Raw genomic sequence first — 24,104 nt, 5'->3', positions numbered from 1 at the left:
TAAGCGCTTCCTTTTTTGTATATAAGAAATAGGCATCGTTCATCTCAACGATACCTTGGAATACTGCGTCATGTCCCTCAATGATCTGCTTTTAAATCTAAGCCAAATCTCTTCAGCTCAATAAAAACACCTTCCAGTCGCTTCCCTTTTTCCGTTAACGAATATTCAACACGCGGGGGAACCTCGGCATATACCTTTCTTTCTAACAGGCCGTTATCTTCAAGTTCCTTCAGGCGTAGGGAAAGCGTTTTGGGGCTAATCCCCTTCATGGATTTTTGAAGATGGCTGAATCTCAGTGTTCCTTCGATAAGAAGGTCGCGGATGATTAAAAAAGTCCATTTCGTTCCAATCAAATCAAGTGTTTGGGCAATAGGACACGGCTTGCCTGGTATTCCTTTGGTCAATTCAATAGGTTCTTGGGCGTGCATAGGAACTCCTCCAAAAATATCTGTTAAACCCAATGGTATCACAATAGTTCCATTTAGGAAACTATATGAATTAAATATCACTACTTCCCTAAATAAACTTACTACATATACAATATCGGTGTAGCAAGTCATGTTTTCTCTAATACGAGGAGGTGAAGAGATGAAAAATATACTAATCATTAACGGTCATCAAAAATATGATTCGTCTGAAGGGAAATTGAACCGAACATTGATGGACAATATGGTGCGTCTCTTAAGTGAAGAGAACAAAATCAAAACAACGTCTGTTCAAAATGGCTATACCCTCAGCGAAGAACAAGAAAAATTTTTATGGGCGGATGTAGTCATTTACCAAACCCCTATCTATTGGTTCAGCGTTCCTGGATTATTAAAGACTTATATGGATGAAGTCTATGCTTACGGTGTATTCTTCACGGGTGCTCATGAATATGGTAGCGGAGGTTTATTAACCGACAAGAAATATATGTTCTCCACGACTTGGAACGCTCCAGAAAAAGCTTTTAATGATCCAAATCAATTTTTTAGTGGCGCTAGTCTAGAAGCCGCACTCAGGCATTTGCATTCTGCACATACATTTCTCGGCATGGAGCCTTTGAAAAGCTTTGCGTGCTACGATGTTATTAAAAATCCAAATATACCTAAATTTATTACTGATCTTGATATACATCTACAAGCTGTATTACATGATTAACAAATCCAGATGAACACTAGGAGGGAATCCATTTGCAAAACCAAAAGATTGTCATTATTGGTGGAAGCTCAGGTATTGGTTTAGAAACAGCTAAGCAAGTCATTTCGCTTGGAGCGGAAGTGGTAATCGCCAGCCGCTCGGAGGATAAATTGCACAAGGCCAAAGAAATGCTGGGCCCTCGTGCTGCAATACATGTGCTGGACACGTCAGATGAGCAGCAGGTAAAATCCTTCTTCGGAAAAGTCGGCCCCTATGATCATCTTATCGTTAGCGCGGCAGAAACATCAGGTGGGTCATTCCTTCAGTTGGAGACAGATCAAGCCCGCAAGCTATTCGAAAACAAATTTTGGGGCCAGTATTATGCAGCTAAATACGGAGCTTCCCAACTTTCAACCGAGGGTTCCATTACCTTATTTTCAGGAGTGGTGGCATACAAGCCGATGATTGGCTCCTCTGCGCTCGGTGCTGTGAATGCAGCGGTTTCGAATCTTGGTCAAACCTTGGCGTTAGAGCTTGCTCCCATCCGCGTGAATGTCGTCTCACCCGGCATTATTGATACACCTTCACGCAGCAAAATGCCTGAAAATACGCGCAATCAATTCTATGATACGATCGCGCACAAGCTTCCTGTGAAGCGAGTTGGACTTGCGGAGGATGTTGCACGAGGTGTAATTTATTTGATTCAAAATCAGTTTGTGACCGGAACAGTCCTTCATGTGGATGGCGGACACATTTTAACATAAAAGCTTCGTCTTAAATCCGTCAGTCATTTAACAAAAAAAACGAAGAACGCTCCCGCATCTTTGCTTGGGCGTTCTCCTCTTTTCTTATCAATGAATGATTTCACAAACTTTTCCTAGTGATGAATACGACGTTTGTTTCTCAAAATGTTGCGAATCATCTTGTGATTGGGGAGCTGCCTGAACAACATATGTCCGGGATGCGGGTTGGCCTCGATAATCCAGATTTGACCGCTCTTTTCAATAGCAAGATCGATGCCCAGCTCGCGAACCGGATGATTTGTATCTATCGTGTCGGCAATGATTCTAGAAAGCTCGGTGATCTGGTCCAGAATCTCTTTCATTTTTGTTCTGTCATTTTTAAAGACCCTTAAAAGCACTTTGGACAACGGCGCCGCATGTCCTCCCTTCCGATAGTTGGTAACGACTTTTCGAGGTGCAGCGACACGGCCGGTTATTCCTGAAATGACCCATTCCGATTCCGGCTTCTGCATATACACTCTGGCATCAAAAATGGAACCTTTGTACTTGGCTAACTTAAGTCCTTGCTGTACCAAATAACGGCGATGAGGTCTCCGATAGGTTCTAACTGCTCTTCTTACGGCGTGGGATCTAACGACTCTGCGACTGGAGCCACAACGAATCTCATATTTCCTCCCCAGCTTTTTCGCACGTATGATGCCAGTTCCTCCACTCCCATAATTAGGCTTGATGAAGACTGTGCGATAGGTATCCAGCATCCGTAAAGTCCTTGCATTACTGATCCAGCGGGTTTCGGGCAAGTGAGAACGTAAAATGGGATGTTGTCGCATTTCCTTGTATTGAATCATCTTTCCAATGGGCACGAATATCCCTCGATTCTGTTGGGTTTTTGCACACATTACATGAATATGCAACTATATTCTATCTTGGTAACGGCGAATGCCACAGTTTGCTATGAAAGAGGCAAATCTCCTACTTTCTTTAAGGCGAGTCTTCTTTGATTTCAAGAGAGAAATGAACAATGTGTTCTTTGCATGATGAAGTTATTGCAAATACCTATAAAGTTGATTCCAATAATATATTAGACCAATAATAATTCTGGATATATGATGTATTAAAAAATAACGTGAGGAGGAACGTTAATATGTCTATTTATGATTTTCAGGCAACCTCAATTAACGGGAAACCGATTGAATTCTCAGACTACAGAGGAAAGGTTCTCCTCATTGTAAACACAGCCAGCAAGTGTAGCTTCTCCAGTCAATTCGCTGATCTGCAGAGGCTCTACGAGAAACGGAGGGAACAAGGTTTTGAAATCCTTGCGTTTCCTTGTAACCAATTCAATGAAAAAGAGCCGGGTAGCCATTCGGAGGTTCAGGGAATCTGTCAAATGAACCATGGAGTAACCTTCCCGCTATTTGAGAAGACGGATGTAAGAGGCTTATCTCCTCATCCTTTATTTCAATATCTGACCCAACAGGCACCGTTTCAAGGCTTCGATACCCAGACCAAAGACGGTCAATGGATGGAGGATTTCCTGCGGGATAAGTATCCAGAAATATACGCTGGCGACGGTATCAAGTGGAACTTTTCTAAATTCTTGGTCGATCGCGATGGCCATGTAAAAGGAAGATTTGAAGTAACAACCGAGCCCTGTGCCATTGATCCTGTCATCGAATCGCTATTGTAATTTTTCCGTTCACTTCTTTGGATTCTTTAAAAAAAGAGTATCAAATGACAAAAATGAATATTTGTCATTTGATACTCTTTGTGTTATCCTGACTTCAAGGAGGTGACTCACACGGCACTTGACCGTGTCCCTATGGAAAAATCCTCAGATGTGCTAACCAAGGAACAGATTCTCATCGCTACAGAAGACACCCTTAGACGTTTTGGTGTAGCCAAAACCTCCGTGACCGATGTTGCCAAAGTACTGGGAGTAAGTCATGGCACCATTTACCGACACTTTAAAAGTAAGGCCGAGCTTCTTGAAGGCGTGACCGAAAAATGGCTGAATGAAAAGATTATTGGCCCGTTAACGGAGGTCTGTCAGAATTCATCTATACTGGGAACGCCACATTTAAAACGATATATACAGACCTTAGTCGAACTTAAGCAGTATTATGCCCGCGACGACGAGGAAATGTTTGAGATGTATACGAGGGTCACCGAGCAAGCCGCTGATTTAATCGACCTGCATATCGCCCACATTGTGGATCAGCTCGCTGATATCATTGCACGCGGGGACATCACATCGGATCAGCCAGCCCAACTGGCGCGTACCCTTTTCTATGCCACAGCCCGTTTTCATCATCCCGCTCATGCTTACGAATGGAAGAGTCCCGTGATTAATCAGGAGTTTTCGGATGTGTGGATGCTTTTAGAAAAAGGAATCACTTAAAATAGATAAAGGAAAGAAGGACAAAACACATATGAAGCATTTGGACGGAAAAACAGCAATTATCACCGGGTCCTCCAGAGGGATTGGACGTGCCATTGCCGAGCAACTGGCTGATCTGGGCGCTAATGTAGTCATCAATTATGCCAGCAGTCCGGACAAAGCCCAAGAAGTCGTGAAGAGCATTCTTCAAAAAGGCGGCAAAGCCATAGCACTTCACGCTGATCTGGGCAAAATGAGTGATATTGAAGCATTATTTACAAATACGATTGCTGAATTCGGTAAAGTGGATATTCTGGTTAACAACGCTGGGCTGATGATTACCCAACCTCTGGCTGAGGTAAACGAAGCAGATTTTGACAAACAATTCGCACTCAATGTAAAAGGCACTTTCTTTGCATGTCAGCAAGCCATGAAATATATGGAGAACTACGGAAGAATCGTGAACCTGTCTACATCCGTGATCGGACAAATGTTCCCGGCCTATAGCGTATATGCAGGTACCAAGGGCGCAGTGGAGCAATTTACCCGTCAGCTAGCCAAGGAGTTCGGAAGCAAGCAAATTACGATCAACGCTGTGGCTCCCGGTCCTGTGAACACCGAGCTTTTCCAAGCAGGAAAAACCGAGCAGCAAATCGAAGGCATGAAAAAAATGAATGCTATGGGTCGGCTCGGCGAACCGGAAGATATCGCTGATGTGATTGAGTTCCTGGTCAGCGCCAAATCACAGTGGGTTACCGGGCAAACGATCCGCGTCAATGGCGGGTTCATCTAAAAGCTGGAATACATGGAATGGAGGCTGTTTACGTTCATGATATTAAACAAAGGCGAGACCTTATTTCGACAAGGAGAATCCGGCCCTTTATATCACTTAAAGAGCGGCTTGTTAAAAATTGTCCGAGTCCATGAAGACGGCTCGCAAATTTTAGTTAATGTGATTGTGCCCGATGAAATCATCCCGCACCACTCCCTGATCAGCCCCAATCCTTATTATGGTACAGCGGTGGCGTTAGTAACCTCTGAGGTTGAGGTTTTGTCGCAAAAAGAATGGTATCAGGCGCTGGAGCAAGATCCGGCTCAATGTCGGGCTATCGCTTTACAGCTACAGGACAAGTTGCGCATGATGCAGCAACGAATTGACCAACTCACCGAGGTATCACCTGCCGAGAAGCTGCGGAAGCTCCAACGCTGGTTCCACTCCTACATCGCACCCGCCACGTTAACGGACGTGCTGACGCAGGAGGAAATCGGCCAGTTTATTGGGCTGCGTCGGGAGACGATTAATCGGCTATTGCGTGCTTCAAGCGCTCCTTCTGCAAAAGATGATGACGATAATGCATCTCAATGAGCTCAAACCACTCTCCAGCATTCAACGCACCAAAACTGGGATGAGAGACGGTGAACAGCGTTGTTGATTTCCCAACGGTCGGCTCAATCTCTCTCATCTTGCGGATCACGACGTTTAATCCCTCCACAATTTCTTCTTTGCTAGTGGGTTGTTGGGGAGTGTACTGAGGGGATGGTGGAACTTGGATACGCATTGGCGGAAAGCTCCCCAGATTAAAAATGGCCGTGCCTGCCTCCGTTTTAACTCCTGTCTCCCCATTAGGCTGTAGACAAAGATCAATGTTCTTAAGATGCATATACAGTGCAGAGTTCACCAAATGAAGATACATTTGTCCAAGCGACCATTGACCCTCCTGAGGTGTGTATTGCAGTTCCTCCAAGCTAAAGCTGTCCAATTCAAGAAGATAGTGTTGTGCCGTTTCTTCGAAACGCTGCAATGTTTCAGTTGTATTCATATATTAATAATTGCCCCTCTCTATCAAAGTAGCTTTACTATACAAAAATGCTACTGACAGCATTATGTCAGTAGCATTTCAACATTTTTTCCACTTCCACACGTATCCGCTCCCTGAGCGACTCAGGCTCCAGCACAACCATATCCGCGCCCCATCCAAGTATCCATTGCAGTAGTTCCTCTGGCTGTCTGACGCGGAAGAGTACATGCAGTCCATCTGCACGCTCCTCTATGGCCTCCATATAAAAGTTGTTCGCTTCCTTCACCTTATCTGCGATATCTGAACGTGCTAATATGCGAACAGTTACATGACGGTCATCGGTTTGCTTGTAATCCTGCAAATGAAAATCGACAGGCAACTGAAACCTGTCCTCCAGCACAATAAGCTTGTCCATACGTGACAGACGGAAATGGCGAAGCTGCTGTCGCAATTCGCATTGCCCAATTAACATCCAAGAACCACGGAGCAGTACAAGACCATAAGGAGCGACCACACGCACACTTTGACGATTCCCGTCAGCCTCTGGCATTCTCTTGGAGTAGCCAAACTGTACTTTCCGTTTTTCCAATACAGCGAGACGCAGCGTTTCCAAACAGGTTTTCTCGCTATGGTTTACCCCTTCACCCACCGCGAGCAGTCTGATGGTCGTACGCACCCGGGAGACTTCCCTGCGAACGCTCTCCGGTAATATGGCTTCAATCTTCCTGCGGGAGGTTTGCGCCTTGATACCGTAATCTGTATCAAATTTTTGTTCGACAAAATCCGTTCCGATTAGCAACGCCACAGCCTCTTCTGCGGTAAAGCTCAGGGGGGGCAGGAAGTACCCCTCCATCAAGGAATATCCAATGCCCGGTGCTCCTACAATCGGTACACCCGATTCACTTAGAGCCTGAATATCCCGATAGATGGTCCTCACACTCGTTTCGAATATGGCTGCCAAATCCTCGGCTCGTAAAATATCCTTACGCTGCAACTCTAGCAAGATCGCTAGCAAACGATCTGTTTTGTTCATACCACGGCCCCTCTCTGGAAGGATCTAAAATGCAGAAATACAAAAAAGCAATAAGGGCAGTACAGTCACTGCGACTTATTGCTCTTTTTTTTCATACGGAAGTTACTTCATTATTTAAAAAACACTTTTTCGACGTTATATTTAGCCTTTTGTGAATTGATGATGTAGGTTTCATAGATTTCTCGCTCTACAGCATCTTCCACAATACAAACCTCAATAATCGCTACTTCGTTCCGCTTGTCCTTGATCGGCGATACGGTATCTTCAAAATGCTTTTTGATTCTTTGTCTCAGCTTTCTTGCTTTACCAACGAACAGCAATTCCTCCTGTGTGTTGTAGAACATAAAGATACCAGCCTTATCTCTAGGGATCAGGTGAAAGTCGGTAAATCCGTAAATATGGCTGAGCTCAGGGTTAACCTGTTTGGTAATTGTGATATCCGGAGTTGGAATTGTTATATTAATCACTATGTCACTTCCTCATTCTATATAGGTGTAAATATTATCACAAATCCCGTGGTAACACCATTTAATAATCCTTGTCCCATGACTAAAACTCCCGACTTAGAAACTGTATGAGAAAAAGATGACTCTGATGAATACAGAGCCACCTTTTCATTTATGTTATCCATTTTTGTAATCCGTAATGCGGTAATACATCGTTTTATCCTTCAACTTACGGAAATGGGACCTTGCCGGATAAAGATTAGCCTCAATAATCCCGATACGTCCTTTCCGGTCTATTCCAATGTCCAGTCCATACATACGATGTCCCGGAAAAAAATTACTTAATCTCTTCGCGGAACGGATGGAAACACGATTAATATGGGACTCTAGGGCACTGGCAGACAGGTGCCGAACAGAAGATTGTTTTATGCCGGATTTAAAACTGAGTAAAGTTCCCTTACTCCGTGTATTGTTGGAAACAATATAACCTTTGCCTGCAACTTTGATAACCTTCCCTGTGACTACCCATACAGGTGAGCCGGTTCTCCGTTGAATGATGACTCTCATATCAAAAGGGCGTTTGTTGATGGTCGGACGGGTAATTCTGCGTTGAACCATATAACTGGCGTTCCCGATTTTTCTTCTGATATAATGATACGTATTGGTTCTACCCCTTACTAAAACTCTTTTATTCTCGTAATGTACGATGTACTTATGGTTTCCTAACCAGGAGACCTGGAAGATCCCCCGTCCACGACTCCCCCACACCGGTTTCACAATAACATGCACGTACTTGGAGAGAAGTTTCGAGAAATTATGCCTATCCAGGAGCCTCGTCTCGGGGACATAAGACCTCAGAGACGCATACCTTCTCAATAACAAATATTTGTACCACTTATCTTTTGCTCCTGATGCCATGGGAACTCCACCTTTCTCATCCGCATTTTATGCTACTGAGATAGCCTTCAAGCAATTCCAAAAATAACTCCATTTCCTTATACGTAATATCACCTATATTGGCAATCCGGAACGTATTTAGCTTCTCTAGCTTGCCGGGATAAATCATCATGCCTTTGCTATAAAAATAATCATGCATAGATTGAAAATCATAACCTGCACAATGAGGCTCAAGAATGGAAGTAATGATCTTGGAATGATGCTCTTCGGGAATGATATAGGTTAGGCCTAACCGGGCTAACCCGTTAATTAAGGTTTTCCAGGATGTCGCGTACCTTTCGTACCTTTTATCCACCCCTTCTTGCTTTAATTCCTCAATCGCTTGTCTAAGCGCATATAAGGTTTGGACTGGGGGAGTAAACCGCATCTGCCCATGTTCCACAAAATAGTTATATTGAGCATACAAATTCAAATAATAGCTTCTTGGTTTCTGGCCTTTCAAATTCTCCAATTTGCTTTTTTCGGCGATCACAAACGAAACCCCGGCCATTCCCTGTAAGTTTTTGTTGGAGCTTGCCGCCAGGTAGGCAATGTTCATTTCCTTCAATTGAATTGGAACGGCCGCAAATGAGCTCATGGCATCCACGATCATGTCGATTTGATAGCTTTTGCACAATTCTCCGATATCCTTCACCTTGTTAAGCAGGCCAGTTGTCGTCTCATGATGTACGACGGCCAGATGGGAGACAGTGCGTTCGGAAGATTGGATACACCTTTCTAATTCGGCCAAATCAATCGCATCATCGGGAGAACTTTTGAACTCAAAATAATCCACTCCATAAACCTTCGCTATCTCGCACATCCGTTTTCCATAGGCCCCATTGCTGACAATGATTACTGCATCGTGATTCGGGACCGAACTGATGATGGATTCCACCGCTGCAGTACCTGATCCGCCAAACAATACGGTCGCATAATCATCCGGGTCAGCAACCAACCGGGTCAGTTCTGTAGAAATGTACTCCATGATTTGCCCAAACTCGGCTTCACGAGGACAAATATCCGGAACCACCTGTGAACATTTCACACTTTCTGTAGTCGTTGCCGGCCCAGGTGTTAGCAAAATGTTTTTCTTGACGACAGAACTCATGAACCGCCCACTTCCTTGCCCTTCAAAGGATCGTTATGAATAAAACGCTGCAGACGTTCTTTTACTTCGTGAGGCTTCATATGCGGACGAGCAAGCTGATCCTTAGAATCTTTGGATATTTTCAGACACAAAAACGTAAGTTCTCTATTCATTTTCCATTCTTGTAAAAAGACTTTTAGTTCCTCGAGACTGTGAACAAGAATCGACTTTGTATACCCACAGGAAGCAGCAATATCTATAAAATCAATATTATGCGATACCGTACTTTGCCCGCCTGTTGATTCATGGGCATTATTATCTAGCATGATATGAATCATATTGGCCGTATGGTAGTACCCGTTGGTTGCCAGGCTCCCCATACGCATCAGCAGAGATCCGTCTCCGTCAATCACGACAATATTTTTGCTTGGTTGGCTCAGAGCTAACCCCAGTCCAAAAGAACCGATGCACCCCATAGAACCTACCATGTACAGGTTGTTATCTGCATCTTCAATTTCATATAGTTCGCGCCCAGTTTTACCAGTTGTTGCGAGCTGGACGGTATGGCTGTCTTTCATGGAGTTAATCGCACATAATGCATCATAGCGCGTAGGCATTTGATGATTCGCACGACCATGCTGCCGGATCTGATTTAAATGGATGGAGGTTTGCTGTTTTTTCAATGGCTCTTTGTCGAACGTGCCTTTTTTAACGACAAAAAAGAACGGGCGATTCCGGGCAATTTGCTCATTAGCCTGGATCAATTGATTTTTTACCTCCTCTAAATCCTTGGAGAGATACTGCCATTCCACATCCATCAAATCCAGCATTTGCGTTGTAATCTGGCCCATCAGTTCATGCTGAGGCTCGTCAGGTATCCCCGGTTCTCCGCGCAGACTGACAAATCCAAGCAGAGGAATACGAAAAGGGTAAGTAAGGGAGGTCAATGGCGAAACAGCGTTGGTCAGCCCCGAATTTTGCATAAGGACTACCGATTTCTTCCCCCCTATATAAGCTCCGGATGCAATGGCGACCGCATCCCCTTCGTTAGCCGCTGCAACATAATCGCATTCGTTTATGGCATAATTGATCAAGCTTTTCAAGAAGGAGCATGGAACACCGCTGAAAAAGGTAAATCCTAATTTTTTCAGCTCTTCTCCTAACAATTTCGTGTCCATTATACGCGCTCACCCGAATCCGGTTCTGACGATGGAAGATATTTCTTTTCCGCAGCTTGCAGCTCTTCGACCCCTTGAAGCCGGAATACTTCTTCGAGGGTTGCGACTTCCTTTTCGACATGAACAAGGCTTTCATCCCGATAAATTCGGCCAGATAATTGTTTCATGGCTTGAATGGATGCTCTCAAATTATGGTTTGCCCAAATCACAAGGCTAATCCCCATCTCCTGAAACCTGACGGTTGGAGTCGTATAGTATTTGGTAGGCACGATCACTACTGGCAATCTTCCAGCCCATTCTTTCATGAACGCTTCAATCTCTGCGGCATCCGATCTTTTGCTGTGTATAAATACGGCATCGGCTCCTGCCTTTCGATATGCCTCCGCCCGCTGCAGCGCCACTTTAAGCCCACTCCCGGTAATAAATGCCTCTACTCTGGCCACCACCGTAAAATCCGTGTCCGTCTGCGTATCTTTCATCGCTTTAATTTTCCCGGAAAACTCTTCGATATCAGCCAAAGTCTGCTCTTGACCGTTAATGAAAGAATTCGTTTTGGGGAACCGCTTATCTTCGATACATACCCCCGCAATATGGCGCTGCTCCAGTTTCTTCACCAAGCGCCTTGCATTGTTGAAGTTGCCGTACCCCGTATCTCCGTCCAACAAAATCGGGATAGAGGTAGCGTCACTCATGAATTCCAAAACATCCAAAACCTGCGTCCAGGAGGCCTCATTGTTGTCCCTTACTCCCATCGCTGCAGAGATGGATAACCCGCTGGCCCAAATTCCTTTAAATCCTGCCTCCTCCACAATTTTGGCTGACAGACCATTATGAGCCTCCATGATAAACTCTGGTTTTTGTGAATTGACCAAGTCTCTAAGTTGCTTTGTTTTTTTCATTGAAACTTTCTCCTTCTCCCCTAAAAATAACGTGCATGGAATCTACTTTCGAATAAGACTCTTGTTTCTCATGATGGTGTTGATCATAGTAGGATCGGGAAATTGAGTAAATAGCATATGTCCTGGGTGTGAATTGGCCTCGATAATCCAAATATGACCTTTTTTATCTATGGCAATATCAACCCCCAATTCGCGAACCGGATGCCGTTCATTGATCTTTTTGGCAATAATGACGGATAGTTTGGAGATTCTACGAAAATAGGCATCTGCTTTCGCGCGGTTGTGCTTAAAAAGGCTGAATAGCACTCGATGCAAGGATACTGCATGCCCTCCTTTAAGATAATTGGTAACATACTTATGAGGTGCCGCGACACGGGCAGCCACCCCGGAAATAACCCATTTCCCCCTTGGCTTCTGTAAATATATCCTGGTGTCAAAAATCGACCCGTGGTACTTAGCCAACCGAAGTCCTTTCTGTACCAAATACCGATGTCTGGATTTCCGGTATGACTTAATTGCTTTTAAGACAAAACGAGATCCAACAAACTTTCGACTTGAACCGCTACGAACCTCATATCCTTTTTTCAATCTCTTGACCCGGATGATCCCGCTGCCACCACTCCCGTGATTGGGTTTTATGAAGACCGATGAATAAGTATTCAGCATCCGCGAGGTCCTTGAATCCGTAAACCAGTGGGTTTCAGGTAAATGCGAACGCAAAACGGGATGTTGCAACATTTCTTTATGCTTTTTCATTTTTCCAATAGGCACTAGTCATCCCTCTTATCTTTTTGGGTTTTTGCGCATACAGTATGCATATGCATCCAGATCCCCTTCTGCGTGGGCCGCTACCTCTGCTAGAAACCAAGATTTATGTCACAAAAAGGCATGTCCCAGCTGTTATAAATACGCCCCCCTTGGAAACACCCTTTCGGACAGACTCGGGGTTCGGACCACAGAAAATAGGCTGTCACACACTGCACTTGAAATAAAACCCATTTTGACCGAAAATATAAAGGGTAATTATGTAATTAATTCAACTATTTTGTTAGGAGGAATATGTATCATGTCAAATATCTTTAATCGGAAGGTCAGGTTTAGCTTCTTACTCGTAGCCATCATTGCGTTCGTTATTCAAAATTCTACAGGAGACATTCATGTAGCCCGAGCTGCGGACAATGTAATTAATGCCAAGGATTTTGGTGTTAAAGCCAACTCGAATTCCTCACAGTCAAAGGAAATTCAGAATGCATTAAAGTATTTCTACGACCGAGGAATGGAGGGAACCGTCTATTTTCCAAAAGGAACATACTTGGTTGACGAATCTATTCGTTTATATGCCGGGGTTAGCCTGAACGGTGACGGAATGGGAAAAACGATTTTCAAAAAGACAGGGTCTAAAAGCCAATACGTCGTTGGCGATCCGATTCTACGAAACAATTCTGACCGACTAGACGTGAAGTTATCTAATCTCACCATTGATGCAGACCGTGCCAACCGTGAAGCCCGTGGCGAAAGTCAGGTAGGCGGTATTATTATGGAAATGGCCGTCTCTCACTTTACGCTGGATCACGTGGAAATTTGCGATACAACGATCGGAGCCCTTCTTCGCAGAACGAGAGATTCAGAGATTACCAACAGCCGCTTTGACCGAAATAATGGACATGCTATTGCCACCGGACACGAGAGCTTTCCGGCAGGCGAGTTCCGCAATGTCAAAATTACGAATAACCAGATTACCAATTCGGGCGGCGGCAGTGGAATCAATTTATCACGCGCAACCTACACGACAGTCACCGGGAACCAAATTATTAACAAGACCCATCAATCTGATGGATACGCAGGCATTCGCATCCCTAATAATGGCGCCAACAATACTGTAAACAATAATGTGATTGAAAATTACCCGCGCGGGATCTTTGTCCTGACTGGAGCAACAGGTAACAATGTATACGGAAATACTGTAAAAAATGCATCCCTGCAAGGTCTTTTGGTCCAATCGGATGGCAATACGTTTACCGACAACGAATTTATTCAAACCAATTCCTCACTTACTCCAGAGGCAGTCATTCGCCTTGCTGACGCAAACAACAACAAAGTTATTGGTAACGAGATGACCACATACTCCGGGTTCTCCAATATAGGAATACGGGTCACCGATTCCAACTCCAATGAAATTAAGGACAACATCACAGATACTAGAGGTAAATCAGTCAGTATTGAAGGCGGGCGTAATAACGTCAATACAGGCAACCGCAATCGTTAGAAATTTTATGAATTACCTACTATGCGAGTACGTCGGTTTCCGTTACAATATGTCAGTGTGATTCTGGCATCGGCAGATTGACGCGTACTTGAACATTATTGGAGGCTTCTATTTTTTCATGCAAAACGAATCTCATTCTAACGTAAAAATCATAACGGCCGATCCGAGTGCGATCGGCCTGTTTGGCTTGGCTATTGTAACGCTTGTGGCTTCATCCCAAAAGCTTGGTCTCACCGAAGGCTTAAGCTTCATCATCCCTTGGGCTATATTTCTCGGTGCTTTTGCGCAGCTGTTTGCCTCCATTCAGGATGCAAAACATAACAATACCTTCGGCATGACGGCATTTGGTGCTTACGCCTTCTTCTGGTTAGCCGTAGCTAGTAGCTGGATGATTAAAATGGGCGTATTCGGCCCTGAGCTGGCGTCTGCTGTAGACGGCAAGCAGCTCGGCTTTGCCTTTGCGGGCTATCTCATCTTTACGCTCTTTATGACCATTGGAGCGATGGAGACGCATAAGGTTCTATTCTTTATTTTTGTGTTGATTGATTTTCTGTTCCTCGGTCTTAGCTTCGATGCATTCGGCGTTGCACCAGAGATATTCCATACCATCGCCGCTTATGCTGAAATGGGCATTGGTCTACTCTCACTGTACGGTACAGGAGCTGCCGTTCTAAATGCTCATTTTGGCCGTACATTCCTGCCCGTTGGACGTCCTTTCGGCATTTTCAAGCCACGTCCTTAACTGTATATGTAAACCCACAAAGCCGCCTTTCGCGCCGATCCGCGTAAAGGACGGCTTTTGTTTTGGGATTAATATGCTATCTTAATTATTCAGCTTGCCAATTCGGCATCCGCTCTGCCGGATAACGAAGGCCTGCTGCCATTCCTTTTGGAATGATTGCGTTAATAGCTTCCATTTCCTGTGTGGATAAAACAACATCGATGGAACCTGCATTTTCCTCTAAATACGTAACCCGCTTGGTTCCTGGAATCGGTACAATTCCCTCCTGCGCAAGCAGCCATGCCAACGCCAGTTGAGAAGGTTTGACTCCTTTTTGGGCGGCAAGGTCCTTAACATGCTGCACGAGGTCCAGATTTTTCTGGAAATTCTCAGGTTGGAAACGTGGCACCGAGCGACGGAAATCATCTTCTGCAAAATCATCAAACTTCTGAATTTGCCCGCTCAAAAATCCGCGTCCAAGTGGACTGTAGGCCACAAATTCGATACCCAACTTCTTACACGTCGGTATAACTTCATCTTCCGCTTCCCGGCTCCATAAGGAGTATTCCGTTTGCAGCGCTGTAATCGGATGTACCTTGTGAGCGCGTCGAATGAGCCCAGGAGAAGCTTCGGACAGCCCCAAATAGCGGACTTTTCCCGCCTGAACCAAGTCACTCATCGCGCCAATCGTTTCCTCGATAGGTACATTCGGATCGACACGGTGCTGGTAGTACAAATCAATCACATCTACACCCAGTCTTTGCAGGCTGCGATCACATGCCTCTTTTACATATTCAGGACGGCCACTTACACCCATAAATGCGCCATCTTCCCCACGCATAATGGAAAATTTAGTAGCCAATACGACTTCGTCACGGTGGCTCCGCAGGACTTGGCTAATCAGTTTTTCATTTTTCCCCACACCGTAGACATCGGCAGTATCCCAGAAGTTTATCCCTAGCTCCAGCGCACGATGAAGCGTTTTGATCGACTCCTGATCATTCAACTCACCGTAATATTCGGACATTCCCATGCAGCCCAGACCCAGTGCAGATACTTGAAGGTCGCTGTTACCCAGTTGTTTCTTTTTCAATTTTTATCACTCCTAAATTATCAGAATAGTCATCGCATTTCCTAATCACTACGTCACATTCCGTATGTTACTACTTAAAGTTAACTTGAAGTCAAGCATTGTCTTGTATATGCTATTTCAAAATTTTTTAGAAAAATTTGATTTCCGGGTTGTAAGAGGCAGCTGTAAATTTCCTATATATATGAGAAACGAATTATCGCGCGAGATTCGGTTTCAAAATAATCCAATTGGAGGTTTAACATGCCAGCAAACTACTCTTACACCAAAACGTCCGATGGTTTCCATGTTATCATCACGCCAGCTTCGAATATTCAAAATAAAAATATTCGAAGCCGGATCACACAGCAAACCGATTACGGGATTAATGGTGGCTTCTTTAACCCAATCAGCACAACAAAGGCGCCGACCGAGTGTTTGTCTATCGCGGTCACACCTAATAATACCCATGATACTAAGGCGAATGCCAAAGGGAATAGCCGTGGTACAGCATTTGTATACACGGAGAGCAACAAAACGAAAATAGGGATTACCCGTGCTTCAAGTGTGACGGATCTCAAAAAACAAATGGGGACTTCGATTACGTATAAGTCTATTATTAGCGGCGGTAGCCTGTCGCTGAAGAAAGAGGAAGAAGCATGGCTTGAGGATTTAAAAGATATTGAAAAATTTGATTTGAACGGAACGTTGCGATACACCGATTCCACCGGGCGAACTGGCCTGGGCTTCAAGGTCGTAAATAATGTTTGGCAGGTCTACCTGGTTGTTCATGAAAATGCGACACTGAAACAACTTCGCAATTATTTTATTAAACAGGATTGCTTTGAAGCCATTCTTCTTGATGGTGGAGGCTCGTCCGGTATTCAAGTTAAGAACTCTGCAGGCACTATGGTTAAGTATGAGCAAACACGTTATATCTACAACATGGTAAAACTCATTAATATCACCTAAGCCTTATGATATAACGTGCTTGTATAGGAGTAAGGAGGCCTTACCGGCCTCCTCTATAAATCATCCAGCACAACGATTTCCAATGCCAGGAAAACAGGTGTTACAGGGTACAGATAAGAAACTTCAATCGGTTGCCCCGCTTGTAATTGTGCTGGATTGATTAATTGCCTCCGCTGACCATCCATCTGCTTATAAATATGTGTATCTGGGACAGATATATAGACCGATTGGATAGGTTTTTCCGTTGGATCATCACTTTGGGGTAGTTCTTTAGCAAATTGAACAGGCTGTTCAAATCGGACCAAATAGTCCATGGTGGGGGCTGCTAAGGGTTGTTCTACTTCTTTTTCAATTCTTTCAATACTTTCGATTTTGGCACGCCCTGTGTATACCGTTGTGCTTTCCAGACGGTCTAAGTCAAAAATAGATTGAGCCACCGCTCCATTAGATTCGTTAACCGGCGTAGCCGATTCTGTTGTAGAACATGCAGGCAGTAATGCTGCCGCAAGCAAGACAAGGACAAGGGCAGAAACGCTATTTTTCATAAGTGATCCTCCCTAATCTGGTTTATAGAATATGTTCACTATTAAGACGCGGACAGGAACAATTTGGTTGCTTTAGTCTGTATTTATCCATTACATTTTGAAAGGTGTGCAATTATATGTTAAAAAAACTCAGTTTGGTAGCTCTCGCTGCATCAACACTTTTAGTAGGAAGCTCTATTACGGCAAGCGCTGATTCTACTGTAAATTACGATCATTTGCTCTCGGCAGGGACCACTAACGCTTTCCTGGCCATGGAAGATGGATCTTCATTTTATGCAACGGGAAGTAACAGTGATGGCAAGCTCGGCGTAGGCGCTGGCGGAGGGAATAATAAAACAAGCCCAATGCAAGCAGATGTATCCGACATCGCAATGATTGATGCTGGTGATTTGCATTCAACTTTGCTCAAAAAAGACGGAACCATCTGGTCTTGGGGGTTTGCAAGTTACGGCGAACTAGGGACAGGGAATAAGAGGGACACGGCAAGAGTACCTGTTAAAAACAAATATATTGATAATGTTAAGGAAGTGAGAGCAGGAGGTCAATTTACGCTTGCGCTCAAAAATGACGGCACAGTGTGGGCTTATGGAGAAAACAACTTTGGGCAGCTGGGGATTGGCACAAAAGGAGTTTCCGCCTTTTCCGTTAAGCCTGTTCAGGTACAAGGTTTAGAAGATATTGTATCCATTGATGCTGGTGACAGTTTTGGCGCAGCCCTGGACAAAAATAATCAGCTATGGGTATGGGGACGTGGTTATGACGGCGCACTGGGGCAGGATGACAAAGAAAACCAGCTTACCCCTGTTCAATATCGAATTGATGATATCAAAACTTTTACTGCCGGAGCTGACCGCATTTATGTACTAACGAACAGCGGAGAAGTATATGCTTCCGGGAGTAACACTTCTGGAAAGCTTGGGGATGGAACCTCTACTTTTAGAAGATCACCCGTATTGATCAATGTTTCCAATGTAAGTAGACTGAAAGCAGGCAAAACTCAAACTTTTGCACTTAAAAATGATGGAACTCTTTGGGGCTGGGGAACCAATAATGAGGGACAGGTAGGTGACGGGACCGATGTATTTTCTGTTAAAGTCCCATCCCAAGTTGTAGATGACACAAACACGCCACTAACCGATGTAGTAGCATTCAGTGCAGCAGGAACCCACTCCCATGCTTTGACAGCCGATGGGACGGTTTGGTCCTGGGGATATAACAAAAACGGCGAACTGGGAATCGGCAACACCAAGGAACAATATGCTGCCACGAAAACGAATTTCCCAAATCCTTTTTCGGAATAACTAATATTCTTATACCTTAATAAATTGTTTAAGGAATACGCTTAGCCCTCCGTTTTTCCAACCCCAAAAAAGCAATAAGGGCAGTTCAATCAACTGCCCTTATTGCTCTTTATTTTCATTTAGAGCTGCTTTATTACAAATAAAACTATGATTATGTATGAACAGAAGCGCTTCAGTAGCTTCTGGACGGTAGGGAAATTCATTTACAGAGCTAAGGCTTCTTCCGTAATCTTTTTGATATCAATGGATGAAGGCGTTTCTTCCTTGACCATATCGGGCAGGATATTTTCCAAAAAATAATCAACACAGTGTAACTGAATATTCTTGATTTTCACAAGCGCATTACGATACATGACTATAAATTCTTTTTCAGTATTTCCCCGCTGTAGTTCGGCAAATGCTTCGTACACCTGATCCATCTTGTCAGCAACTTCAAGGATCAAACCTTCTACTGAATTATCTTTGCCTTCCCGTAACTGTTTGCGAAAAATAGCTTTAAAATCCTCGGGAATATTCTCTTCAATAAAATACTCAATCATACCTTCTTCGACCTGCTGGATTAATAATCGTAGTTCCTTAGAGGAATGCTTAACAGGCGTTTTGATGTCCCCAATAAAAATTTCCCCGTAATCGTGACTGCTCGTAATCTCGTATAGCTTTTTCCAGTCAATACTGACACCATTTCTCTCTTCAATATCAGCCAGCGTTTTAGCGTATTGTACTACTTTCCAAGAATGTGCCGATACGCTGTGTTCCTCGAATTTAAACTTACCCGGACAACGGATGATTCTTTCCAGCTCATTTAGCGACCGAAAATACGTGTGAATTCCCATCATTGCATCCATCCTTTAACATATATGAGATAGTCAATATAAACCCCACTATAAACCTCAACTATTAACAGCAGATTATCGCAGTATCAAGTTGAATCCACACATGTAGCACATATACAATTTTTGCTATACACTTTATAAAAGGGGAGTTGCAAAATCCTAAAAAAGTATAAAGTGGTGAAATCGTTGTTCAAAATCCTACTAATTGAAGATGATGAAACTTTGTTCCATGAAATGAAGGATCGGTTAACTCAATGGAACTATGATGTGTATGGCATCCAGGATTTTAATAAAGTCATTCAGGAATTCACAACGATAAAGCCTGACCTGGTCGTGATAGATATTCAATTGCCGAAATTTGATGGGTTTCATTGGTGTCGAATGATTCGATCCCACTCTAACGTGCCCATTCTTTTCTTATCATCACGGGATCATCCTACGGATATGGTGATGTCGATGCAGCTTGGCGCGGATGATTTTATCCAAAAACCGTTTCATTTTGATGTACTCATTGCAAAATTACAGGCGACACTTCGCCGCGTATATAATTACAATACAGAGCCTGTCTCTCTGAAAACATGGCGTGGAGCGACGGTCGATTATGAAAAAAACGTAGTAGCCAATGGGACTGGCTCCATCGAATTAACCAAGAACGAGATTTTTATTTTGAAGCTGCTGATTGAACAAAAAAATAAAATTGTCGCACGAGAGGAATTAATTAAAAGCCTCTGGGATGATGAACGTTTTGTCAGCGACAATACCCTGACCGTCAACTTGAACCGCCTGCGTAAAAAATTAGACGAGCTGGATTTGGGCCGTTTCATTGAAACGAAAGTCGGACAAGGCTATATGGCTACAGAAGAGGCACCTGCCTATGATTAAAAAATACCTTATAGAGAGGCGGAGCTGGATTCTACTGTTTGTGTGTCAGCAATTCCTGATCCTGTTCATTGCTTATGTGGATGCAGCAATTCCGTTAATGCCGATTCTTTATATCGTCTTCTTATCTATGATGATTTTCTTGGTTTTTTTAATCATTCGCTATCCCAAGGAAACCAAATTCTATACCACACTAGAAGAATGGGAGAGCCCTCTTGAACTAACGGGTATAGGCGAACCGGAGAGTCCGTTTGAGCAAATCATTGAACAAAAAATCACTGACCAGACCGTACGGTTACAACAGATCATCTCGCAAAATCAATTGACACTTGAACATGAAAAAGATGAATTATTATCCTGGATTCATGAGGTAAAAACACCTTTGACCACCATGCATTTGATGATTGAGCGGTTGGACGATAAGCCCCTAAAAGCTCAGTTAACCTATGAATGGCTACGAATCCACTTACTGCTGGATCAGCAGCTCCATCACAAACGCATATCCTTTATTGAAAATGATCTGTATGTCGAGCAAGTGAATTTAAAATCTCTGGTTTTTAATGAAATCAAAGCATTACAGTCATGGTGCATCCAAAAAGGGATCGGTTTTGACATCCAATTGGAGCACATGGAAGTGCTGAGTGATGCCAAATGGCTGGCTTTTATCATCAGACAGCTCTTAACCAATGCCATCAAATATAGCGATCCCAGTGATATTATCATTCACAGCTATGAACAAAGGGATCGAATACAACTTGAGGTCCAAGACTTTGGGCGCGGTATTGATCCGAAGGATATACCCCGTATTTTCGAGAAAGGTTTTACCTCCACAACCCAACATTCTGATCATACTTCAACGGGCATGGGGTTATATTTAACGAAAAAGGCAGCACAGTCCTTGCTCATACATATAGATGTGCACTCCAAACCGAACGTGGGTACAACCTTCACTTTAATTTTTCCCAAACGAAATGATTTTGTGAGCATGGTGAGCATGTGACAGAGATGTCACATGCTTTTATGTATTGTTCGCCCAATCAAAGGAAAAACATCGGCTCTATTTTTATAATAAGGCTACAAGAACAATAAGGAGTGCATCGAAGTGAATATTTTAGAAGCCCATAAAATTCATAAAAGCTACGGTAATAAGTTAAATATGCAGGAGGTTTTGAAGGGAATAGATATCGTCATTGAAGAAGGGGAATTTGTCAGTATTATGGGAGCCTCCGGTTCAGGTAAAACCACACTGCTGAATGTTCTTTCCTCCATTGATAAAGTGAGCCAAGGCTCCATTAGAATCAATGATATCGAAATGACGAAAATGAAAGAAAAGCAACTGGCTGAATTTCGCAAAAAGCATTTAGGCTTTATTTTTCAAGAGTATAATCTGCTGGATACGCTAACCGTGAAGGAGAATATTCTCTTACCCTTATCCATCACCAAAACGCCTAAAAAAGAAGCCAACCAAAAATTTCAGGAAGTAGCTACAGAACTGGGAATTTATGAGCTAAAGGACAAATACCCCAATGAAATCTCGGGTGGACAGAAGCAGCGTACATCTGCGGCCAGAGCGTTTATTCATGAGCCCAGTATTATTTTTGCCGATGAACCTACAGGTGCACTGGATTCCAAGTCGGCTTCCGATTTATTAAATAAGCTGGGCCAATTAAACCAAAAACGCAAGGCAACCATTATTATGGTCACGCATGATCCTGTCGCAGCCAGTCATTGCAGTCGAGTCATTTTTATTAAAGATGGGCAAATGTATACGCAGCTTCACAAAGGCGAGCAGGAAAGACAAAGCTTCTTCCAGGACATCATGAAAACCCAAGGGGTCTTAGGCGGGGTCCAATATGAACATTAATCTGCTCATTTTGAAAAATTTGAAGAAAAACCTGAAAAATTATTACCTTTATGTTTTTGCTCTCATTTTCAGTGTTGCGCTCTATTTCGCTTTTGTCACATTACAATACGATCCCTCCATGGACGAAGTGAAGGGTTCTGTTAAAGGTGCAGCTTCCATACGGGCAGCTTCCGTTTTACTGGTCGCTATTGTCTGCATCTTCCTTTTGTATGCTAATAATATCTTTATAAAAAGACGCAGCAAAGAAATTGGCCTATTTCAATTGATCGGAATGACCAAAAATAAAATTTTTCGCATCCTGAGTGCTGAAAACTTAATTCTATACTTCAGTTCACTATTCATCGGAATTGGGGTTGGATTTTCCTTTTCCAAATTAGTGATCATGATTTTATTTAAGACGACGGGCGTCGAAGCCATTGCCACTTTATATTTTTCTAACCAGGCATTGACTCAAACACTCATCGTTTTTGGTATCATCTACCTATTGATTATGCTCATGAATTATTCCTTTATCAAAAGACAGAGTATTTTGTCTTTGTTCAGAGTATCCTCAACCACCGAAGGGAAAATCAAGAAAATATCTATCTATGAGATGATCATCGGGATCATCGGAGTTTCATTCATCGCTTTAGGATACTATGTTTCTTCCAAATTGTTTGGTGGAGACTTTACATCCATGAATGAGTTATTTATGGCTATGGTGTTTATTTTGGGCTCTGTCATCATCGGAACACTCCTTTTTTATAAAGGATCTATCCGCTTTATTTCCAATATCATCAGAAAAAGTAAAGGCGGCTATTTGAACATTAATGAGGTGCTGTCTCTCTCATCCATTATGTTCCGTATGAAATCCAATGCTTTGTTGTTGACCATTATTACGACGGTATCGGCACTTGCCATCGGTTTACTCTCCTTAAGCTATATCGCCTATTATTCTGCGGATCAAGCAGCTGAGGACAATGTGCCTTCCCATTTTGCAATGACGAATGTGCCGGATGCGGAGAAATTCAAAATGTTACTTCAGGAGCATGACATAAAGTATCGTGAAAAGAAAATTGAAGTTATTCAAGTCAGTGTGAACACAGCGCAAATTATGGACACTCCTCTGGAAGGATTAAATATCGGTGCGAATTCCATGACGTTGCCTGTCATAAGCGATCAATCTGTGAAGGGTACGGATGTATCTCCAGGCCAAACGATTTTAACGGGCTATAATGATTTGTTACAGAAATTCATGTCCTTGAAAAACTCAGGTCCATTGGATTTGAAGGGAAATAAGGAAGTCATACACCAACAATATGTGGGTCTAAAAAAGGAGTATGTGATTCCCTACTATTTTACAGCCGGCGGACTACCCACTGTCATTGTAGACGAAACTATCTTTGAACGGTTAAAGGAGGATGCAAATCCTCGGATTCAAAAAAAGTCATCCTTATATATCGGAATTGATATGATAAATGCAGAACAAATGGAAGAAGCCAATCGTCTCTTTACAGCTGCGAATTTTAATGATCAACAAACATCACGCCTTGAAATGAGCAGCAATCAGAAGCGGAACATGGGAGTGATCATGTTTGTAGTTGGCTTTTTAGGATTGACCTTTCTCATTACATCAGGCTGCATCCTTTACTTTAAGCAAATGGATGAGAGCGAAGACGAAAAAGCCAATTACACCGTGTTAAGAAAGTTAGGGTTCACCCAGAGCGACCTGCTTAGAGGCATTAAAATAAAACAACTCTTTAACTTCGGCATTCCACTAGTAATTGGCCTTTCACACAGCTATTTTGCCGTTCAATCTGGCTGGTTCTTGTTTGGAACTGAAATTTGGATGCCTATGATCATCGTTATGGTGCTGTACACCGCCTTATATTCCATTTTCGGGATACTATCCATCCTGTATTATAAAAAGGTCATTAAATCAGCATTGTAATCGGCAAAAAGAAAAAAAAGCCCCAGGCGAAAGCGCTGGGGCTTTTCCAAATATTTGAGCATTTTCGTTCCTATGTGTACAATAAAATAACTATCATCGTT

General features: G+C 43.2%; 27 protein-coding genes. 14 read left to right on the top strand and 13 right to left on the bottom strand.

Features of this window, described 5'->3' with window-relative positions; all coding sequences use genetic code 11:
• Nucleotides 1-77: 77 nt before the first annotated feature.
• A complete protein-coding gene (locus NSS66_RS10745) occupies nucleotides 78-428 on the bottom strand; it encodes a winged helix-turn-helix transcriptional regulator (protein WP_075154960.1) in 351 nt (116 codons plus the stop codon).
• A gap of 160 nt (nucleotides 429-588) precedes the next feature.
• On the opposite strand from NSS66_RS10745, the gene NSS66_RS10740 reads away from it, so the two are divergent.
• A complete protein-coding gene (locus tag NSS66_RS10740; protein WP_053326431.1) occupies nucleotides 589-1,140 on the top strand; it encodes an NAD(P)H-dependent oxidoreductase in 552 nt (183 codons plus the stop codon).
• 32 nt (nucleotides 1,141-1,172) lie between these two features.
• Nucleotides 1,173-1,883, top strand: a complete 711-nt coding sequence (locus NSS66_RS10735) for an SDR family oxidoreductase (protein WP_023991009.1) — start codon at nucleotides 1,173-1,175, stop codon at nucleotides 1,881-1,883.
• A 113-nt stretch (nucleotides 1,884-1,996) separates the two neighbouring features.
• Here the strand turns inward: NSS66_RS10735 and NSS66_RS10730 are convergent, their stop codons facing one another.
• Nucleotides 1,997-2,725, bottom strand: a complete 729-nt coding sequence (locus NSS66_RS10730; protein WP_023991010.1) for a YheC/YheD family protein — start codon at nucleotides 2,723-2,725, stop codon at nucleotides 1,997-1,999.
• A 281-nt stretch (nucleotides 2,726-3,006) separates the two neighbouring features.
• On the opposite strand from NSS66_RS10730, the gene NSS66_RS10725 reads away from it, so the two are divergent.
• The 4 genes from NSS66_RS10725 to NSS66_RS10710 all read left to right on the top strand — a co-directional run bounded on the left by NSS66_RS10725 (nucleotide 3,007) and on the right by NSS66_RS10710 (nucleotide 5,608).
• Nucleotides 3,007-3,552 (top strand): glutathione peroxidase, encoded by a 546-nt coding sequence (locus NSS66_RS10725; protein ID WP_068939186.1) that lies wholly within the window; start codon nucleotides 3,007-3,009, stop codon nucleotides 3,550-3,552.
• Between the two features lie 132 nt (nucleotides 3,553-3,684).
• Nucleotides 3,685-4,263: a TetR/AcrR family transcriptional regulator gene (locus NSS66_RS10720; protein WP_075154961.1), complete on the top strand. Its 579-nt coding sequence runs from the start codon at nucleotides 3,685-3,687 to the stop codon at nucleotides 4,261-4,263.
• 31 nt (nucleotides 4,264-4,294) lie between these two features.
• Nucleotides 4,295-5,035: an SDR family oxidoreductase gene (locus NSS66_RS10715; protein ID WP_053326433.1), complete on the top strand. Its 741-nt coding sequence runs from the start codon at nucleotides 4,295-4,297 to the stop codon at nucleotides 5,033-5,035.
• A 36-nt stretch (nucleotides 5,036-5,071) separates the two neighbouring features.
• A complete protein-coding gene (locus NSS66_RS10710; RefSeq protein ID WP_023991014.1) occupies nucleotides 5,072-5,608 on the top strand; it encodes a Crp/Fnr family transcriptional regulator in 537 nt (178 codons plus the stop codon).
• On the opposite strand, the gene NSS66_RS10705 is transcribed toward NSS66_RS10710, so the two are convergent.
• From NSS66_RS10705 to NSS66_RS10670, 8 genes are all read right to left on the bottom strand, one after another.
• On the bottom strand, nucleotides 5,541-6,062 hold the full coding sequence (locus tag NSS66_RS10705; RefSeq protein WP_023991015.1) for a DinB family protein: 522 nt from the start codon (nucleotides 6,060-6,062) through the stop codon (nucleotides 5,541-5,543). The genes NSS66_RS10710 and NSS66_RS10705 overlap by 68 nt on opposite strands.
• A gap of 67 nt (nucleotides 6,063-6,129) precedes the next feature.
• Entirely contained in the window at nucleotides 6,130-7,074 is a 945-nt protein-coding gene (locus NSS66_RS10700; RefSeq protein ID WP_028540897.1) for a helix-turn-helix transcriptional regulator, read from the bottom strand.
• A gap of 110 nt (nucleotides 7,075-7,184) precedes the next feature.
• Nucleotides 7,185-7,541, bottom strand: coding sequence for a nucleotide excision repair endonuclease (locus NSS66_RS10695; protein ID WP_023991017.1), 357 nt, complete (start codon nucleotides 7,539-7,541; stop codon nucleotides 7,185-7,187).
• Between the two features lie 156 nt (nucleotides 7,542-7,697).
• Nucleotides 7,698-8,438 (bottom strand): YheC/YheD family protein, encoded by a 741-nt coding sequence (locus tag NSS66_RS10690; protein WP_023991018.1) that lies wholly within the window; start codon nucleotides 8,436-8,438, stop codon nucleotides 7,698-7,700.
• Between the two features lie 16 nt (nucleotides 8,439-8,454).
• Nucleotides 8,455-9,567 (bottom strand): 2-aminoethylphosphonate aminotransferase, encoded by a 1,113-nt coding sequence (locus NSS66_RS10685; protein WP_023991019.1) that lies wholly within the window; start codon nucleotides 9,565-9,567, stop codon nucleotides 8,455-8,457.
• Nucleotides 9,564-10,724 (bottom strand): phosphonopyruvate decarboxylase, encoded by a 1,161-nt coding sequence (aepY, locus tag NSS66_RS10680; RefSeq protein WP_028540900.1) that lies wholly within the window; start codon nucleotides 10,722-10,724, stop codon nucleotides 9,564-9,566. Before aepY ends, NSS66_RS10685 begins: the two co-directional genes overlap by 4 nt.
• Complete coding sequence (gene aepX, locus NSS66_RS10675; protein WP_028540901.1) at nucleotides 10,724-11,623, bottom strand: phosphoenolpyruvate mutase; 900 nt, start codon at nucleotides 11,621-11,623, stop codon at nucleotides 10,724-10,726. The genes aepY and aepX overlap by 1 nt, the downstream gene beginning before the upstream one ends.
• A gap of 42 nt (nucleotides 11,624-11,665) precedes the next feature.
• Complete coding sequence (locus NSS66_RS10670; protein WP_053326440.1) at nucleotides 11,666-12,394, bottom strand: YheC/YheD family protein; 729 nt, start codon at nucleotides 12,392-12,394, stop codon at nucleotides 11,666-11,668.
• A 295-nt stretch (nucleotides 12,395-12,689) separates the two neighbouring features.
• Between NSS66_RS10670 and NSS66_RS10665 the strand changes: the two genes are divergently transcribed.
• Both NSS66_RS10665 and NSS66_RS10660 read left to right on the top strand, forming a co-directional pair.
• Entirely contained in the window at nucleotides 12,690-13,889 is a 1,200-nt protein-coding gene (locus tag NSS66_RS10665; protein WP_053326441.1) for a glycosyl hydrolase family 28-related protein, read from the top strand.
• Nucleotides 13,890-14,007: 118 nt separating this feature from the next.
• Complete coding sequence (locus tag NSS66_RS10660) at nucleotides 14,008-14,631, top strand: acetate uptake transporter (RefSeq protein WP_053326442.1); 624 nt, start codon at nucleotides 14,008-14,010, stop codon at nucleotides 14,629-14,631.
• An 85-nt stretch (nucleotides 14,632-14,716) separates the two neighbouring features.
• Here the strand turns inward: NSS66_RS10660 and NSS66_RS10655 are convergent, their stop codons facing one another.
• A complete protein-coding gene (locus tag NSS66_RS10655; protein WP_340958917.1) occupies nucleotides 14,717-15,703 on the bottom strand; it encodes an aldo/keto reductase in 987 nt (328 codons plus the stop codon).
• Nucleotides 15,704-15,943: 240 nt separating this feature from the next.
• On the opposite strand from NSS66_RS10655, the gene NSS66_RS10650 reads away from it, so the two are divergent.
• Nucleotides 15,944-16,651 (top strand): phosphodiester glycosidase family protein, encoded by a 708-nt coding sequence (locus NSS66_RS10650; RefSeq protein ID WP_023991026.1) that lies wholly within the window; start codon nucleotides 15,944-15,946, stop codon nucleotides 16,649-16,651.
• A gap of 53 nt (nucleotides 16,652-16,704) precedes the next feature.
• Here NSS66_RS10650 and NSS66_RS10645 read toward each other — a convergent pair whose 3' ends face one another.
• Nucleotides 16,705-17,196 carry a hypothetical protein gene (locus tag NSS66_RS10645; protein WP_340958916.1) on the bottom strand — a complete coding sequence of 164 codons (492 nt, stop codon included), beginning with the start codon at nucleotides 17,194-17,196 and terminating at the stop codon, nucleotides 16,705-16,707.
• A 116-nt stretch (nucleotides 17,197-17,312) separates the two neighbouring features.
• Here NSS66_RS10645 and NSS66_RS10640 point away from each other — a divergent pair, with 116 nt between their 5' ends.
• Nucleotides 17,313-18,497, top strand: a complete 1,185-nt coding sequence (locus tag NSS66_RS10640; RefSeq protein WP_076264587.1) for an RCC1 domain-containing protein — start codon at nucleotides 17,313-17,315, stop codon at nucleotides 18,495-18,497.
• A gap of 203 nt (nucleotides 18,498-18,700) precedes the next feature.
• Here the strand turns inward: NSS66_RS10640 and NSS66_RS10635 are convergent, their stop codons facing one another.
• Nucleotides 18,701-19,330 carry a YfbR-like 5'-deoxynucleotidase gene (locus NSS66_RS10635; RefSeq protein ID WP_023991029.1) on the bottom strand — a complete coding sequence of 210 codons (630 nt, stop codon included), beginning with the start codon at nucleotides 19,328-19,330 and terminating at the stop codon, nucleotides 18,701-18,703.
• Between the two features lie 186 nt (nucleotides 19,331-19,516).
• On the opposite strand from NSS66_RS10635, the gene NSS66_RS10630 reads away from it, so the two are divergent.
• The 4 genes from NSS66_RS10630 to NSS66_RS10615 all read left to right on the top strand — a co-directional run bounded on the left by NSS66_RS10630 (nucleotide 19,517) and on the right by NSS66_RS10615 (nucleotide 24,003).
• Nucleotides 19,517-20,212, top strand: coding sequence for a response regulator transcription factor (locus tag NSS66_RS10630; RefSeq protein WP_076156699.1), 696 nt, complete (start codon nucleotides 19,517-19,519; stop codon nucleotides 20,210-20,212).
• Nucleotides 20,205-21,209: a sensor histidine kinase gene (locus NSS66_RS10625; RefSeq protein WP_340958914.1), complete on the top strand. Its 1,005-nt coding sequence runs from the start codon at nucleotides 20,205-20,207 to the stop codon at nucleotides 21,207-21,209. The genes NSS66_RS10630 and NSS66_RS10625 overlap by 8 nt, the downstream gene beginning before the upstream one ends.
• 102 nt (nucleotides 21,210-21,311) lie before the next feature.
• Complete coding sequence (locus NSS66_RS10620; protein ID WP_340958913.1) at nucleotides 21,312-22,073, top strand: ABC transporter ATP-binding protein; 762 nt, start codon at nucleotides 21,312-21,314, stop codon at nucleotides 22,071-22,073.
• Nucleotides 22,063-24,003: an ABC transporter permease gene (locus NSS66_RS10615; protein ID WP_340958912.1), complete on the top strand. Its 1,941-nt coding sequence runs from the start codon at nucleotides 22,063-22,065 to the stop codon at nucleotides 24,001-24,003. The genes NSS66_RS10620 and NSS66_RS10615 overlap by 11 nt, the downstream gene beginning before the upstream one ends.
• Nucleotides 24,004-24,104: the final 101 nt, after the last annotated feature.

Source organism: Paenibacillus sp. FSL R10-2748, from assembly GCF_038005565.1.
Lineage (GTDB): Bacteria > Bacillota > Bacilli > Paenibacillales > Paenibacillaceae > Paenibacillus > Paenibacillus polymyxa_B.
This window is presented reverse-complemented; position numbering and strand designations above follow the sequence as displayed.

Bases quoted from the DNA above. Each gene is read 5' to 3' on its own strand.
- NSS66_RS10645 (WP_340958916.1), bottom strand. From the start codon at position 17,196: ATGAAAAATAGCGTTTCTGCCCTTGTCCTTGTCTTGCTTGCGGCAGCA.
- NSS66_RS10665 (WP_053326441.1), top strand. From the start codon at position 12,690: ATGTCAAATATCTTTAATCGGAAGGTCAGGTTTAGCTTCTTACTCGTA.
- NSS66_RS10640 (WP_076264587.1), top strand. From the start codon at position 17,313: ATGTTAAAAAAACTCAGTTTGGTAGCTCTCGCTGCATCAACACTTTTA.
- NSS66_RS10700 (WP_028540897.1), bottom strand. From the start codon at position 7,074: ATGAACAAAACAGATCGTTTGCTAGCGATCTTGCTAGAGTTGCAGCGT.
- NSS66_RS10660 (WP_053326442.1), top strand. From the start codon at position 14,008: ATGCAAAACGAATCTCATTCTAACGTAAAAATCATAACGGCCGATCCG.
- NSS66_RS10635 (WP_023991029.1), bottom strand. From the start codon at position 19,330: ATGGGAATTCACACGTATTTTCGGTCGCTAAATGAGCTGGAAAGAATC.
- NSS66_RS10650 (WP_023991026.1), top strand. From the start codon at position 15,944: ATGCCAGCAAACTACTCTTACACCAAAACGTCCGATGGTTTCCATGTT.
- NSS66_RS10685 (WP_023991019.1), bottom strand. From the start codon at position 9,567: ATGAGTTCTGTCGTCAAGAAAAACATTTTGCTAACACCTGGGCCGGCA.
- NSS66_RS10710 (WP_023991014.1), top strand. From the start codon at position 5,072: ATGATATTAAACAAAGGCGAGACCTTATTTCGACAAGGAGAATCCGGC.
- aepX (WP_028540901.1), bottom strand. From the start codon at position 11,623: ATGAAAAAAACAAAGCAACTTAGAGACTTGGTCAATTCACAAAAACCA.
- NSS66_RS10745 (WP_075154960.1), bottom strand. From the start codon at position 428: ATGCACGCCCAAGAACCTATTGAATTGACCAAAGGAATACCAGGCAAG.
- NSS66_RS10740 (WP_053326431.1), top strand. From the start codon at position 589: ATGAAAAATATACTAATCATTAACGGTCATCAAAAATATGATTCGTCT.
- NSS66_RS10720 (WP_075154961.1), top strand. From the start codon at position 3,685: ATGGAAAAATCCTCAGATGTGCTAACCAAGGAACAGATTCTCATCGCT.
- NSS66_RS10725 (WP_068939186.1), top strand. From the start codon at position 3,007: ATGTCTATTTATGATTTTCAGGCAACCTCAATTAACGGGAAACCGATT.
- NSS66_RS10690 (WP_023991018.1), bottom strand. From the start codon at position 8,438: ATGGCATCAGGAGCAAAAGATAAGTGGTACAAATATTTGTTATTGAGA.
- NSS66_RS10705 (WP_023991015.1), bottom strand. From the start codon at position 6,062: ATGAATACAACTGAAACATTGCAGCGTTTCGAAGAAACGGCACAACAC.
- aepY (WP_028540900.1), bottom strand. From the start codon at position 10,724: ATGGACACGAAATTGTTAGGAGAAGAGCTGAAAAAATTAGGATTTACC.
- NSS66_RS10615 (WP_340958912.1), top strand. From the start codon at position 22,063: ATGAACATTAATCTGCTCATTTTGAAAAATTTGAAGAAAAACCTGAAA.
- NSS66_RS10715 (WP_053326433.1), top strand. From the start codon at position 4,295: ATGAAGCATTTGGACGGAAAAACAGCAATTATCACCGGGTCCTCCAGA.
- NSS66_RS10625 (WP_340958914.1), top strand. From the start codon at position 20,205: ATGATTAAAAAATACCTTATAGAGAGGCGGAGCTGGATTCTACTGTTT.